The 13,296-nt window shown below is 64.7% G+C and carries 13 protein-coding genes; 6 read left to right on the forward strand and 7 right to left on the reverse strand.

All coding sequences use genetic code 11. The annotated features are described in order from the left end of the window. Position 1: 1 nt before the first annotated feature. From DW355_RS10790 to ntrC, 5 genes are all read left to right on the forward strand, one after another. On the forward strand, positions 2–1,039 hold the full coding sequence (locus DW355_RS10790; protein WP_131280026.1) for a sterol desaturase family protein: 1,038 nt from the start codon (positions 2–4) through the stop codon (positions 1,037–1,039). Positions 1,040–1,052: 13 nt separating this feature from the next. Further along, positions 1,053–1,901 carry a competence/damage-inducible protein A gene (locus tag DW355_RS10795; protein ID WP_131280028.1) on the forward strand — a complete coding sequence of 283 codons (849 nt, stop codon included), beginning with the start codon at positions 1,053–1,055 and terminating at the stop codon, positions 1,899–1,901. Between the two features lie 261 nt (positions 1,902–2,162). Continuing rightward, on the forward strand, positions 2,163–3,578 hold the full coding sequence (glnA, locus tag DW355_RS10800) for a type I glutamate--ammonia ligase (RefSeq protein WP_131280030.1): 1,416 nt from the start codon (positions 2,163–2,165) through the stop codon (positions 3,576–3,578). A gap of 283 nt (positions 3,579–3,861) precedes the next feature. Further along, positions 3,862–4,953, forward strand: coding sequence for a nitrogen regulation protein NR(II) (glnL, locus tag DW355_RS10805; protein ID WP_131280032.1), 1,092 nt, complete (start codon positions 3,862–3,864; stop codon positions 4,951–4,953). 64 nt (positions 4,954–5,017) lie between these two features. Further along, positions 5,018–6,559, forward strand: a complete 1,542-nt coding sequence (gene ntrC, locus DW355_RS10810; protein WP_131282603.1) for a nitrogen regulation protein NR(I) — start codon at positions 5,018–5,020, stop codon at positions 6,557–6,559. Between the two features lie 82 nt (positions 6,560–6,641). On the opposite strand, the gene DW355_RS10815 is transcribed toward ntrC, so the two are convergent. After that, a complete protein-coding gene (locus DW355_RS10815) occupies positions 6,642–7,589 on the reverse strand; it encodes an alpha/beta fold hydrolase (RefSeq protein ID WP_165493176.1) in 948 nt (315 codons plus the stop codon). Positions 7,590–7,671: 82 nt separating this feature from the next. Between DW355_RS10815 and DW355_RS10820 the strand changes: the two genes are divergently transcribed. Next, positions 7,672–8,754, forward strand: coding sequence for a GlxA family transcriptional regulator (locus tag DW355_RS10820; protein ID WP_165493177.1), 1,083 nt, complete (start codon positions 7,672–7,674; stop codon positions 8,752–8,754). Between the two features lie 52 nt (positions 8,755–8,806). Here DW355_RS10820 and DW355_RS10825 read toward each other — a convergent pair whose 3' ends face one another. The 6 genes from DW355_RS10825 to DW355_RS10850 form a co-directional block, all read right to left on the reverse strand. Beyond that, positions 8,807–9,355: a methylated-DNA--[protein]-cysteine S-methyltransferase gene (locus DW355_RS10825; protein ID WP_131280038.1), complete on the reverse strand. Its 549-nt coding sequence runs from the start codon at positions 9,353–9,355 to the stop codon at positions 8,807–8,809. Between the two features lie 33 nt (positions 9,356–9,388). Further along, on the reverse strand, positions 9,389–10,195 hold the full coding sequence (xth, locus tag DW355_RS10830; protein ID WP_131280039.1) for an exodeoxyribonuclease III: 807 nt from the start codon (positions 10,193–10,195) through the stop codon (positions 9,389–9,391). Positions 10,196–10,211: 16 nt separating this feature from the next. After that, on the reverse strand, positions 10,212–10,817 hold the full coding sequence (locus DW355_RS10835) for a DUF4337 domain-containing protein (protein ID WP_131280041.1): 606 nt from the start codon (positions 10,815–10,817) through the stop codon (positions 10,212–10,214). A gap of 174 nt (positions 10,818–10,991) precedes the next feature. After that, complete coding sequence (locus DW355_RS10840) at positions 10,992–11,513, reverse strand: dihydrofolate reductase (protein WP_131280043.1); 522 nt, start codon at positions 11,511–11,513, stop codon at positions 10,992–10,994. Next, complete coding sequence (locus DW355_RS10845) at positions 11,510–12,424, reverse strand: DMT family transporter (protein WP_242671112.1); 915 nt, start codon at positions 12,422–12,424, stop codon at positions 11,510–11,512. The genes DW355_RS10840 and DW355_RS10845 overlap by 4 nt, the downstream gene beginning before the upstream one ends. 19 nt (positions 12,425–12,443) lie before the next feature. Further along, complete coding sequence (locus DW355_RS10850; protein ID WP_131280045.1) at positions 12,444–13,295, reverse strand: thymidylate synthase; 852 nt, start codon at positions 13,293–13,295, stop codon at positions 12,444–12,446. Between the last annotated feature and the right edge of the window lies 1 nt (position 13,296).

The following is a 13,296-nucleotide window of genomic DNA, read 5'->3' on the forward strand; positions in this document are numbered from 1 at the left end:
CATGGACTGGCTCGTGCATGCTTTCGATCTCACGCAGCAATGGCTGTTCGAGACCTTGGTGCAACCGCTCGCCTTCATGGCGGGGTTGGGCAATTTCCTGGAGGACGCCTACGACGGCACCGGCTGGCTGCTGGTCGGCTTGATCCAGCTCGTGGTGATGCTGCTGCTGATCGCGCCGCTGCAACGCTGGCGTCCGGTGGAGCCGGTGAGTGACCGCCTGGCCATCCGCCCCGACATCATCTACACCCTGATCCACCGGCTGGGTCTGTTCCGCCTGGTGCTGTTCTTCACGCTGATGCCGGTGCTGGACGATGCCATCGGCTGGCTGCGCGTGCACGGCATGCCGACCTTCCACCTTGATGACCTGTGGCCCGGCGTGACTGACCACGCCGTGGTGAGCTTCCTGCTCTACCTGCTGGTCATGGATTTCTTTGACTACTGGCTGCACCGCGGTCAACACCATTTCGAATGGTGGTGGCGCCTGCACGCGCTGCACCATTCCCAGCGGCAGATGACGGTGTGGAGCGACAATCGCAATCATCTGCTGGACGACGTGATCCGCGATCTGCTGCTGGTCACGCTGGCCCAGATCATCGGCGTCGCGCCGGGGCAGTTTGTCGCCATCGTCGCCATCACGCAACTCAGCGAGAGTCTGCACCACGCCAACCTGCGGCTCTGGTTCGGTCGCTGGGGCGAGCGCCTGTGGATCAGTCCGCGCTTTCATCGACGTCATCACAGTGTCGGTATCGGGCATGAAAAGCAAGTCGCGGCGAGCGCCGCCGAGCCGCCTCATGGCGCGAACACCCCCTCGGAGGGCAGTGTCGTACACGAGGTGACAAGCGTGGGGGTCAACAATCTCGGAGGTTGCAACTTCGGCGTGCTGCTGCCCTGGTGGGACATGCTGTTTGGCACGGCGAACTTCGAACTGCGTTATGACCCCACGGGCATCCGCGACCAGGTGGAACAGGGGCGCGATTACGGGCGTGGCTTCTGGGCGCAGCAATGGCTGGGTTTGAAGCGACTCGCAGGCAAGGCATGAAGCATCACGGCATATGACAACGTTCAGTCTCATCCTCATCGGCGACGAAATCCTGTCCGGCAAGCGCGTGGACAAGCATCTGCCCAAGACCATCGAGTTGCTGGGCGAGCGCGGCCTGCAATTGGCGGGCGCGGAGATCGTCGGCGATGACCCGGCACGCATCACCGCGGTCTTGCGACGGGCGTTCGAGCGAGCGGCTTCGGGTGAGGTGGTCTTCAGTTGTGGCGGCATTGGTGCCACGCCGGATGACCATACGCGACAGTGTGCCGCTGCGGCCTTGGGGCGTCGCCTGCACTTGCATCCCCAGGCGGCCGAGTTGATCCATGAGCGTGCACGGGACATGGCGCTTGAAAAAGGGGGGTCCTACGACCCGGACCAACCCGACAACGTGCACCGACTGAACATGGGGGTGTTTCCGGAGGGGGCGGAAATCCTGCCCAATCCTTACAACAAGATTCCTGGTTTCAGCATCGAGAGGGTCGGTGGCGGTGCGCCGACGTCGACACAGGGTGCGGTGCATTTCATGCCGGGTTTTCCCATCATGGCCTGGCCCATGATGGAATCACTGCTGGACACGAAATATGCGCATCTTCATGCGCGTGGCGCCTGGGGAGAGCGGTCGATCATCGTGTACGGCGCGATGGAAGCTGTGCTCACGCCTCTGATGGAGGCGATCGAGGCCGGGCACCCAGGGGTCAAGGTCTTCAGCTTGCCCAGTGTGGATCATCCCGAACATGGCCGCCACATCGAGCTGGGCGTCAAAGGGGTACCGACACAGATGGTTCCCGCCTATGAGGAAATGCTCGCAAGTCTGCAGGCCATGGGCTGTCGACTTGGCCCCGAATTGGTGCGAATCGTCTGAAGCCATGGATCGGGTGGCGGACTCGCTCCTCATTAATCCCTTATTTGGTGCATTTTGGGGGTCGGTATCTGCATTTAAATGGGGCGTTCAGATCGCGCAAAGGCGCACAATAGGAGGCTTGGTGCCCTCGGAGCAGGTGTCGGCTCCGTATGAGTGCCTGATGCGCACCGGAATTGGCACAAAAACTGCATCGAAGCAGGTGCTGCCTACAGCTTTCAGACAAACGATTTTTCAACCAACCTTCCTAGCAGGAGTACCCAGATGGCCAAGACCGTCGCAGACGTGATGAAGATGGTGAAGGAGAACGAGGTCAAGTTCGTTGACTTCCGTTTCACCGACACCCGTGGCAAGGAACAGCACGTGAGCGTGCCCGTCTCCCATTTTGACGAAGACAAATTCACCTCGGGCCACGCCTTCGACGGTTCTTCCATCGCTGGTTGGAAGGGCATCGAAGCCTCGGACATGCTGCTCATGCCTGATCCGAACACCGCGAACATTGATCCTTTCTTCGAAGAGACCACGCTGTTCCTCTCCTGCGACGTGCTGGAGCCGGGTGACGGCAAGTCCTATGACCGCGATCCGCGTTCCATCGCCAAGCGCGCCGAGTCCTACCTGAAGGCTTCTGGCCTGGGCGATACCGCCTTTTTCGGTCCGGAACCCGAATTCTTCATCTTCGATAACGTGCGCTGGGGCGCCGACATGTCCGGCTCCTTCGTCAAGATCGACGAGTACGAGGCGCCCTGGAACAGCGGTGCCAAGCTCGAAGGCGGCAACCGCGGCCACCGTCCCACCGTCAAGGGCGGCTATTTCCCGGTGCCCCCGGTCGACAGCACGCAGGACATGCGCGCCGAGATGTCGCTGATCCTCGAATCCCTGGGCATCCCGGTCGAAGTGTTCCACCACGAAGTGGCGGGCGCGGGCCAGAACGAGATCGGCACCAAGTTCAGCACGCTGGTGCAGCGCGCCGACTGGACCATCCTGTTGAAGTACGTGGTGCAGAACGTCGCTAATGCCTACGGCAAGACGGCCACCTTCATGCCCAAGCCCATCGTGGGCGACAACGGTTCCGGCATGCACGTGCACCAGTCGGTCTGGAAGGACGGCAAGAACCTGTTCGCTGGCGAAGGCTATGCGGGCCTGTCCGAGTTCGCTCTGTACTACATCGGTGGCATCATCAAGCACGCCCGCGCGCTGAACGCCATCACCAACCCCGGCACCAACAGCTATAAGCGCCTGGTGCCCGGCTTCGAAGCCCCGGTGAAGCTGGCATACAGCTCGCGCAACCGTTCCGCCTCGATCCGCATCCCCTTCGTGGCCAACCCCAAGGGCCGTCGCATTGAAGCGCGTTTCCCCGATCCGACCGCCAACCCCTACCTGGCCTTCTCGGCCCTGCTGATGGCCGGTCTGGACGGCGTGGAAAACAAGATCCATCCGGGCGAAGCTGCCACCAAGGATCTGTACCACCTGCCGCCGGAAGAAGACGCGAAGATCCCGACCGTCTGCCACAGCCTGGATCAGGCGCTGGAGTACTTGGACAAGGACCGCGCCTTCCTGACCAAGGGCGGTGTCTTCACGGACACCATGATCGATGCCTACATCGAACTCAAGATGCAGGAAGTCACGCGTTTCCGCATGACCACGCACCCGATCGAGTTCGACATGTACTACTCGCTGTAATCACGCACGCGTGGTTACGCGGCACCGCAAGCCATTTGTTTCCGCCGATCGCGAAGGCGATTTCGCCGAAGACAGGTGGCCTGGGGTGCGGCACGATCAAGGGACGGCCTCGCGCCGTCCCTTTTTTGCTTGGATTTTTTTGGCTTGGAAGTAGGCCCCGCATGAACTCCTCGCACCCCTGCTGGCATCCGCTCCCGTCGCGCGCGACCGCTGTGCCAAAGTCCGCACGACGGGCGGTTCTACCGCTTGCTGGCGTATCACGGTGCCGATCCGCCCACCACCCATGAACGCCATGACCGTCAGCTTGCCGCAAAGCCGCATGAGCGCCGAGCACCGATTCCACGCCTTCGACCTGCTGGCGACCCTGGTGGCCGTGGTGCGCAGTGATGGTGAGTTGCTCTACGCCAACGCCGCCCTGGAGGATGTGCAGGGCATGTCGCGCCGCAGCATGGGCGAGGGCAATTTCTCCACCTACTTCGCCGAGCCGCGCGTGCTCCTGCAGGCCCTGGGTGGCGTGCGTGCCAACGAATACTCGACCTTGCGCTACGACGCGAGCCTGCGGCGCGTGGGGCGCGATCTGCTGCCGGTGCACGTGAATTTGACGCAGACCGATGTGCCCGACGAAATCCTCGTCGAGATGATGCCGTTGGAGCAGCAGGCGCGGCAGGAACGCGAGGAACGCCTGCTTGATCAGGCGCAGGCCAACAAGGAACTGATACGCAACCTCGCGCACGAGATCAAGAACCCCCTGGGGGGCATACGTGGCGCGGCGCAGTTGCTGGAAATGGAAATCGATCCGCAGCTCACCGAATACACACGCGTCATCATTCACGAAGCTGATCGCTTGCAGACCCTGGTGGATCGTCTTTTGGCGCCGCACCGCAGGCCGCACGTGGTGGGCGATGTCAACATTCATGAAGTCTGCGAGCGCGTGCGATCGCTCGTGTTGGTGGAGTTTCCCCGGGGGTTGCGCGTGGTCCGCGACTACGATACTTCCATACCGGAGTTCCGGGGTGATCGTGAGCAGTTGATTCAGGCTGTGTTGAACATCGCGCACAACGCCTGTCAGGCCTTGGTCGAGCGCGTCGCCTCGGGTGACGCGCGTCTGACGTTTCGTACACGCATCGCGCGATCCATCACCTTCGGCAAGCAGCGCTACAGACTGGCACTGGAATTGCATGTCATCGACAACGGGCCCGGTGTGCCGGACTCGATCAAGGACCGCATTTTTTTCCCGCTTGTGTCGGGGCGCGAAGGTGGTTCCGGCCTGGGGCTGACGTTGGCGCAAACCTTCGTGCAGCAGCATCACGGTCTGATCGAGTGCGACAGCGAGCCGGGCCGGACCGATTTCAAAATTCTGATTCCGCTGCCTTGAGCTTGAATAGCGCATGCAAACAAAGGGAGGCGGTGTGAACACCAAGACCAAGGACTACGCCGAGATGAAGCCGATCTGGATCGCAGACGATGACCAATCCATACGCTTCGTGCTCGAGAAGGCGCTGCAGCGCGAGCAATTGCCCACGCGCAGTTTCACCAATCCCAAGGACGTGCTGGCTGCGCTGGACGAAGAGAACGAAGCACCGCAGGTGCTGGTGAGCGATATCCGCATGCCGGGTGGCACGGGTCTGGAACTGCTTGAGAAGGTCAAGGCGCGTTATCCGGGCTTGCCCGTCATCATCATGACGGCGTTCAGCGACCTCGACAGCGCCGTGTCGGCCTTCCAGGGGGGGGCCTTCGAATACCTGCCCAAACCGTTTGACTTGCCCAAGGCGCTGGAACTGATCCATCGTGCCGTGGAGGAAAGCCAGCGCGAGGAAGTGGCGCAGGAAACCTTGGCCGAAACGCCCGAGATGCTGGGCCAGGCCCCGGCCATGCAGGACGTGTTCCGTGCCATCGGTCGCCTGTCCCAGAGCAACGTGACCGTGCTCATCACGGGCGAGAGTGGTTCCGGTAAGGAACTGGTCGCGCGCGCGCTGCACAAGCATTCGCCGCGTGCCCAGGGTCCCTTCGTGGCCATCAACACGGCGGCCATCCCGAAGGACCTGTTGGAGAGTGAACTGTTCGGCCATGAGCGCGGCGCCTTCACCGGTGCCCAGACCATGCGCCGTGGTCGTTTCGAGCAGGCCGAAGGCGGCACGCTCTTCCTCGATGAAATCGGCGACATGCCTTTTGATCTGCAGACGCGCTTGTTGCGCGTGCTGAGTGATGGGCATTTCTACCGCGTGGGCGGGCACAGCGCCGTCAAGGCCAATGTGCGCGTCATCGCCGCCACCCACCAGGATCTGGAGCAGCGCGTCAAGGAAGGCGTGTTCCGCGAAGACTTGTTCCACCGCCTCAACGTGATCCGCCTGCGCCTGCCTGCCTTGCGCGAACGCAAGGAAGACGTGCCCATGCTCACGCGGCATTTCCTGCAACAGAGCGCGCGCCAACTGGGCGTGGAGCCCAAGCGCATCGCGGACGCCGCGCTGGAAAAACTCAGCCGCTTTGGCTTCCCGGGCAATGTGCGCCAGCTTGAAAACGTCTGCCATTGGCTGACGGTCATGGCGCCGGCTCAGGTGATCGAGCCCAAGGACTTGCCGCCGGAGGTGATTCAGGCGGTGGATGGCATCGGCGCTGCATCGTTGGCACCTGTGAGCGTGCCGCCGGTGATCGCACCTGTGGCCGCACCGGCCTCGGAAGCGGCCCTGGTTGGCGAACGTGCCGTGGGGGAAGCGGCACCGACCGGTGCCATCACCACCTCTGCCTCCGTGCCCCTGGCAGCGGGCGACTGGGAAAGCAGCCTGCAGCAAGAAGCCCTCACCCTGTTGCAGTCCGGGCGGGTCGACGTGTGGGATGAACTGAGCCGTCGCTTCGAGCGCAAGCTCATCCTGACCGCCTTGGACACCACACGTGGTCGCCGCATCGAGGCCGCGCACAAGCTGGGCATCGGTCGCAACACCATCACGCGCAAGATCCAGGAACTGGGGCTGGAAGAGGGCTGACAGTCCTCCTCCATTCCACCCACCCCAGGGCATAGGTCTTCGGGACTGGGTTCTGGGCCGGTGCCTGTGCTGCGGGGCCTGTCTAAGGCCGCGCGATGAAGTCGACCACGGCCTGCACCACGTCACGGTCATGCAGCACACGGTTGTGCCCCAGGCCCTCGCTCCAGTGCAGGGTCGTGCCTGGGCGCAGGCGGGCGAGGTGGTGGCTGTTCTCCGGGCTGGCTTCGGCGTCATCCCGGTCGTGGACCAACAAGGCCCGGCCACGCAGTCGGGGCAGGTGGTGGTCCAGCGAGTAGTCACGCCACCATGAAGGGCCGAAGGCGTCCGCGAAGGCCGTCTCCAGTCGAACGAGCAACTCCGGGCTCAGGCCCATCCGCAGTTGAAAGGCCCGCAGCACGCTCTTGAGGTTGGCCGTGGGCGCGATGCCCACGTAAGACGCCGGGCTGTCCAACTGATGCAGCGCCATGGCCGTCGCCGTGGCGCCGAGCGAATGGCCGATCACCGCGTGGACCCCACCCGCATGCAAGACCACGTCATGCAGCAGTTGGGCGTACTGGTCGATTCGATAGGGGCGTGGCGCCTGACCACCGTGTCCAGGCGCGTCCAGCAACAGCACGCGGTAACCGGCCGACTGCAGCACCGGCACGAAGCTGCCCAATTGGGCACCGTACGCCCCCCAGCCATGCGCCAGCAACACGGCCGGGCCTTGACCCCAGCCATGAACCAGGGCTCCGTGCTCGCCGGAATACACCTCGAAGCGATGTTCCACCGTGGCCAGTAGCGTGCGGGCACGCTCGTTCGGGCGGGTGCGTGGGGGCGTGAACCAGAGCCGCCACAAAAGCCGGGTGGCCAGGTCGGGGGAGACCCACGCCAACAGGTTCAGCGCCCGTCCGAGGCGGCGCTGTGGACTGACGCCAGAGTGGACCTCCTCGGGCAGGAAACTGGCCTGTTGCGCGTACGCAGCCGAGGGTGTCAACTCGGCAAGGGGCGACGGTGGATGGGGGGATGGGGAAGTCAAGGCAATCGTCATGGCAGAACCTCGGGAAGCTGAAATGCACAGGACGGGATGTTCTGCTTGCCAGCTCGGGGATCCAAGTGGCAATATCGACACTATGAATGCTGATAACGCCAAAACTGAGGGGGCACCTCCTCTGAAGGTTGCGCTGGTGCTCACGCCGCAATGTGTGCTGTCCGGTGTGCTCGGTGTGATGGACATGCTGAGCACGGCGAACTACGTGGCCCGCAAGTTCCCGGGCGTCGACGTCCGGTTCCAGCCCATGCTGGTCTCGGCGGACGGCATGCCCGTGGAGACGATGAATGGGGTCAGCATGCCGGCGCAGTCCAATTTGCCGGACCCGCATGCCGTGGCCATCGCCTTCCTGCCTTCCGGCCCGCCCGCGAATTTCGGTGCCACGCGCATGCAGCAGTCACTACTGGGACAGCAAAAACTCATCGCCTGGTTGCGCGCGGTGCACGAGGCCGGAGGCCTGCTCGCCTCCTGCTGCACCGGCAGTTTTCTGCTCGCGGCCACCGGCTTGCTGGATGGTCGGCTGGCCACCACCCATTGGCGGGGCGAGGAGGCCTTTCGCACGCTGTTCCCGCGCGTGGAACTGCGTATCGACAGCCTGCTGGTGGAGGGCGAGCGCCTGCTGTGCGGCGGCGGGGCGCAGTCTTTTTCCAGCACGGTGCTGCGGTTGATCAGCCAGATGCAAGGCGAGGCCGTGGCGGCGCAGACTGCTCGTCTGATGTTGGCCGATGGCCACACCAGCGGACAGAACGCTTACCGGCTCTGGGTGCCGCGGCGCGACCATGGCGACGAGGCCATCGCACTGGGCCAGCAGTGGCTGGAAACCCACTACCGTGAAGCTTTTGATCTGGATGGCCTCGCCGCGCAATTGCGGCTGACACCGCGCACGCTGATGCGCCGCTTCCGCCAGGCCACGGGACTGACGCCCCTGCAGTACCAGCAAAGTCTGCGGATCGAGGCCGCCAAGGCGCAACTCGAAGCCTCGCGCGAGTCGGTGAGTCAGATCGTCTGGCAGACGGGCTATGAAGACGCCAGCTCCTTCCAGCGTCTTTTCAAGCGTGAGACCGGGCTGACCATGGCGGAATACCGGCAGCGCTTCGGGCAGCGGCGCTGGCGGGCGGAGGGTGGTGGTCTCGTGGGCGCGGGCACGCACACTGGCCTGGCCTGACACGCCGCGCGAGCCATCGGGGCAGGCGCGCCGGGTGCTGCGTTCCGGGGTGTCAGTCGAACAGTCCCGGCCCGCCGAAGCGCGCGCCTTCCAGTTCCAGCATCTTCAGCTTGGTCTGCGTACCGCCGTGGGCGGAGAAGCCGACGCCTTTCGCGCCAGCGCCCAGCACGCGATGGCAAGGCACCACCGGAGCGTAGGGGTTCGATCCCATCGCCTGGCCCACGGCACGCGCGGTGCCGGGCGCGCCGAGTTGTTCGGCGACCTCGCCGTAGGTCCCGGTCTCGCCCGGCGGGATGCGCCGCACCCACTCGTACACGCGTTGGTGGAAGGGCGGCACGCCCTCCATGTCCAACACCAGATGCGTCAAATCCCGTGGCTCCTGGGGATGGCCCGCCAGCAGGGCCGTGATGGCGACGATGGCCACCTGCGCGGAGAGGGACGGCTCGATCTCCGGGGCGCCCGGAAAACGTCGCCGCATGCGTGTCCGCGTGGCCGCCTCGTCGGCCTCCGGGAGCTGGACGCCGGTCAGCCCGCGCGCGCTCCAGGCCAGGCCGCAGTGGCCGAGCGGCGTCGGGAACAAGGCATAACCCAGGGTGTCCACGGTGTGCGGCGGCGCGGAGGATCGGTCTAGGGCTCAGAACCCCTGAAGTTCCAACACCACCGGCGCGTGGTCACTGGGCTGCTTGTTCTTGCGGGGCAGGCGGTCGATGGTGCAACCCCGCACGGCGGGCTTCAGCGCCTCGCTGACCAGGATGTGGTCGATGCGCAGGCCGCGGTTCTTCTGGAAGCCCAGCATGCGGTAGTCCCACCAGGAGTAGCTTTTCTCTGGCTGGTCGAACAGGCGGTAGGCGTCGTGCAGGCCCAGCGCCAGCAGGGCCTTGAACTGCTCACGTTCTTGCGTGGTGTGGTGGATGGTTTCGCGCAGGCCCTCGGGGTCGTACGAGTCACGGTCATCCGGCGCGATGTTGTAGTCGCCGAGCAGGACAAGCCGGGTTTGCGAGGCCAATTCGGCCCGGACCTGGGCATTCAGCGCGTTCATCCAGCGCATCTTGTAGGCGAACTTCTCGCTGCCCGGCTCCTGGCCGTTGACGAAATAGCCATTGATGACGCGCAGCGGGCCTTGTGGCGTGTCCAGCGTGGCCGTGATGACGCGCGACTGTTCGTCCTCGAAGCCCATGATGTTGCGCGTGACGTCGCGCAAGGCGGGCAGGGAGAGGCGTGAAATCAGCGCCACGCCGTTGTAGGTTTTCTGGCCGAAGGCCTCGGCCCGATAACCCGCCGCCTCGAATTCGGCGTGAGGGAACTTGTCATCGGTGAGCTTGAGTTCCTGCAGCGCCAGCAGGTCGATCGGTGCGCCGCCTGCGGCCTGCGCGGCCAGCCAATCCAGCACCTGGGGCAGGCGCACGCCGAGGGAGTTCACGTTCCAGGTGGCGAGTTTCATGGCACTGCAGTCGGGTTCAATAGTGGAACAGGGCCAGCGCACCGACGGTCACGCCCAGGGCGCCACCGACCAGCATCAGGTGTTCCAGCCACCGCTTGCGCGTGAGCAGCGCGATGGCGGCGATCGCGATCGCAACCTGTAGCACAGTCGTGGCCTGGGCCCAGCGGTGGTGCAGGTGCAGTTCTTCGTCGCTGCGATGGTCCCAGGCCAGGGACTCGGCCTCCAGCTTCTCGGCCTGCTTGCGGATCTCTTCCTTCTCGGTCTCGTAGCGGGCGATCTTGGCCTGGTACTTGGCCTTTTCCGCCGCGCTGGGGGTCAGGTCGCGCGAGACCTCGGCCAGAGACTGCTTGGTGCTCTTGGACTGGAAGTAGTTCCACTGGTTGGCGGCTTCCGTCTTCTTGATGGCCGCGTTGTTCTTGTAGAGGCCGGCGTTGGCCTGGGTGGCGCCACCCATGTAGGAAAAGATCGCGCCGACCGTGGCGATGATGGCCGTGAACATGGCGATCTGATTGGTCAGCCCGCCTCCCTGCTTGCCGTGACCGGCGGATTCGGAGGCGTGCTGCGCGGCATGTTCGAGTTCGTGGTCGTGCGGACCATGCACGTGAAAACCTTGTCCAGACATGATGAAATGGGCTTGTAATGGATGAAAAGAAAAGGTGGGATGAAAAACGCGAAATGGGGATTCGCGGGACCGAACTGTAGCGAAATGCCGTGACACATGTCGGAGCGACTCGACTTTCTGAGGCGGGACGCCGCGCACCTCTGCCCCGACGGACCCTGTGAGCGCGTCAGGGGCTCAGCCGGCCATGCGCTGGGTGTAGGTGACGAAGTTCAGGGTCAGCCCGTTGGCCGCCACCAGGCGTTCCCGCCCGGTTTCCACCCAGGAGGGGCCGAGCACGGGCGCGTAGGCGTCGCCGTCGAAGTCGGCCTCGATTTCCGTGACCACCGCCGTGCTGGCCAGGGGCAGGGCCTGCGCGTAGATCTGTGCGCCGCCGATGATCCAGACGTCCGCCGCATCGCGGCAATGCTGCAGCGCCTCGTCGAGCGAATGCGCCACAGCCGCCTCGCCCTGCGTACCGTCGGCCTTCCAGCCGGACTGGCGGGTCACGACCACATTGCGGCGACCGGGCAACGGCCGAAAACGCGGCGGCAGCGATTCCCAGGTCTTGCGGCCCATGATGACGGGCGCGCCTAGGGTCGTGCGCTTGAAGTGCGCCAGGTCTTCGGGCAGGTGCCAGGGCATCACGCCATCCTTGCCGATCACGCCGTTGGCGGCGCGCGCGTAGATCAGGTGGAGCTTCGGGTTCTGGGGTGTCATGCCACTTCCTTTCGGCCGCCCCGGCCGAGCACGCCGGGCGGCAGCAGCACGGCGGCGATGGCCGCAGTCACGCAGACGATGGCCGCCCAGTCCTGCCAGTGCGGTGCCTCGCCGATCAGCAGGGCGGCGCTGAGCGTGCCCACCAGCGGGATCGCCATCACGCTCATGGCGCTGGTGGCCGGCGGCAGGTGGCGGGCCAGGCCGGTCCACAGGGTCTGGGCGAAGCCGTAGTTGATGAAGGCGGCATAGGCCAGGGCGAGCCACATGGGCCCGCTGAATTGCCAGGCTGGCCAGGGCTCGCTGGTAAAGGCGATGGCCCAGAGACAGAGGCTGGAGAGGATCATGCTCCAGATGGTCAGGGCCTCGAGCGGCAGGGTGAGGTGGGCGCGGCGCAGCAGCAGGGTGCCAATGGCCCAGCAGAGGGCGGCCAGCATCATCCAGACGATGCCCTGGGGGCGGCCCGACAGCGCGGCGAACTCGCTGGAGGCCAGCAGGGTGACGGCCGCCGCCACCGCGACCACGGCCAGCAGGGTGCGGCGCGTCAGCCGCTCGCCAAAAAGGAGCGCGCCCAGCAGCACGGTCCAGATCGGCATGGTGAAGCCGAGCACGGCGGCGCGGCCCGAGGCCAGTTCCTTCACCCCGAGGATGGACAGCGCATGCCAGCCCAGGATGTTGGGCGCGCCGATGACCACGATGGCGCGCCACTCGCCGCCACCGCGTTCCCAGCGCGGCCACAGGCGCAGGCCCTGGGCGCGGTACCAGGCGTAGAGGAAGAGCGCCCCGCAGCTCATGGTGAGGGCGCGGAAGTACAGGGGTGACAGTTCCCGCAGCGAGAACTTCATCATGGGCCAGTTGAGACCCCACATGAGCGTGAGGATGACCAGGGCCGTCAGTTGCCGGGGCGAGATCACGGATGCACCAGGCGCCGCTTCACACCGCGACCGGCGCCTTGATGGCCGGGTGGCACTGGTAGTCCAGCACCTCGAAGTCCCCGTACTGGTAGTCGAAGATCGAATCGGGTTGGCGCTTGATGTGCAGCACCGGGTAAGGATAGGGCTGGCGGCTCAGCTGCAGTTCCACCTGCTCGTGGTGGTTGCTGTAGATGTGGCAGTCGCCACCTGTCCAGATGAAGTCCCCCACGCCCAGGCCGCATTGCTGGGCCACCATGTGCGTCAGCAAGGCGTAGCTCGCGATGTTGAAGGGCACGCCCAGGAAGATGTCGGCGCTGCGCTGGTAGAGCTGGCAGCTCAGCTTGCCCGGTTCACCGGCGACTTGCGAGGGCGCGACGTAGAACTGGAAGAAGGCGTGGCAGGGCATCAGCGCCATCTTGCTCAGCTCGGCCACGTTCCAGGCGCTGACGATGATGCGGCGCGAGTCGGGGTTGCTCTTGAGCGTCTTGATGACTTCGCTGATCTGGTCGATGTGCCCGCCATCAGGGGTGGGCCAGCTACGCCACTGCACACCATAGACCGGGCCCAGGTCGCCATCCTCGCGCGCCCATTCGTCCCAGATGGTTACGCCGCGTTCCTTGAGCCAGTTGTTGTTGCTCGACCCCGTGAGGAACCACAACAGTTCCTGGATGATGGACTTGAGGTGCACCTTCTTGGTCGTCACCAGCGGAAAGCCCTCGTTCAGGTCGAAACGCATCTGGTGGCCGAACACGCTTTTCGTGCCGGTGCCGGTGCGATCGGATTTGGCGACACCGTGCGTGTACACATGGCGCATGAAGTCTTCGTATTGGCTGCGCACGGGGCGCGCCCGGTGCACGGTCGGGGTAGTCATG

This window comes from Hylemonella gracilis (assembly GCF_004328645.1).
In the GTDB taxonomy this organism is placed as follows: Bacteria; Pseudomonadota; Gammaproteobacteria; order Burkholderiales; family Burkholderiaceae_C; genus Hylemonella; species Hylemonella gracilis_B.

Excerpts from the sequence above, each read along its gene's own strand:
- DW355_RS10790 (WP_131280026.1), top strand. The coding sequence starts at position 2 with ATGGACTGGCTCGTGCATGCTTTCGATCTCACGCAGCAATGGCTGTTC.
- DW355_RS10795 (WP_131280028.1), top strand. The coding sequence starts at position 1,053 with ATGACAACGTTCAGTCTCATCCTCATCGGCGACGAAATCCTGTCCGGC.
- glnA (WP_131280030.1), top strand. The coding sequence starts at position 2,163 with ATGGCCAAGACCGTCGCAGACGTGATGAAGATGGTGAAGGAGAACGAG.
- glnL (WP_131280032.1), top strand. The coding sequence starts at position 3,862 with ATGAACGCCATGACCGTCAGCTTGCCGCAAAGCCGCATGAGCGCCGAG.
- ntrC (WP_131282603.1), top strand. The coding sequence starts at position 5,018 with ATGAAGCCGATCTGGATCGCAGACGATGACCAATCCATACGCTTCGTG.
- DW355_RS10815 (WP_165493176.1), bottom strand. The coding sequence starts at position 7,589 with ATGACGATTGCCTTGACTTCCCCATCCCCCCATCCACCGTCGCCCCTT.
- DW355_RS10820 (WP_165493177.1), top strand. The coding sequence starts at position 7,672 with ATGAATGCTGATAACGCCAAAACTGAGGGGGCACCTCCTCTGAAGGTT.
- xth (WP_131280039.1), bottom strand. The coding sequence starts at position 10,195 with ATGAAACTCGCCACCTGGAACGTGAACTCCCTCGGCGTGCGCCTGCCC.
- DW355_RS10835 (WP_131280041.1), bottom strand. The coding sequence starts at position 10,817 with ATGTCTGGACAAGGTTTTCACGTGCATGGTCCGCACGACCACGAACTC.
- DW355_RS10840 (WP_131280043.1), bottom strand. The coding sequence starts at position 11,513 with ATGACACCCCAGAACCCGAAGCTCCACCTGATCTACGCGCGCGCCGCC.
- DW355_RS10850 (WP_131280045.1), bottom strand. The coding sequence starts at position 13,295 with ATGACTACCCCGACCGTGCACCGGGCGCGCCCCGTGCGCAGCCAATAC.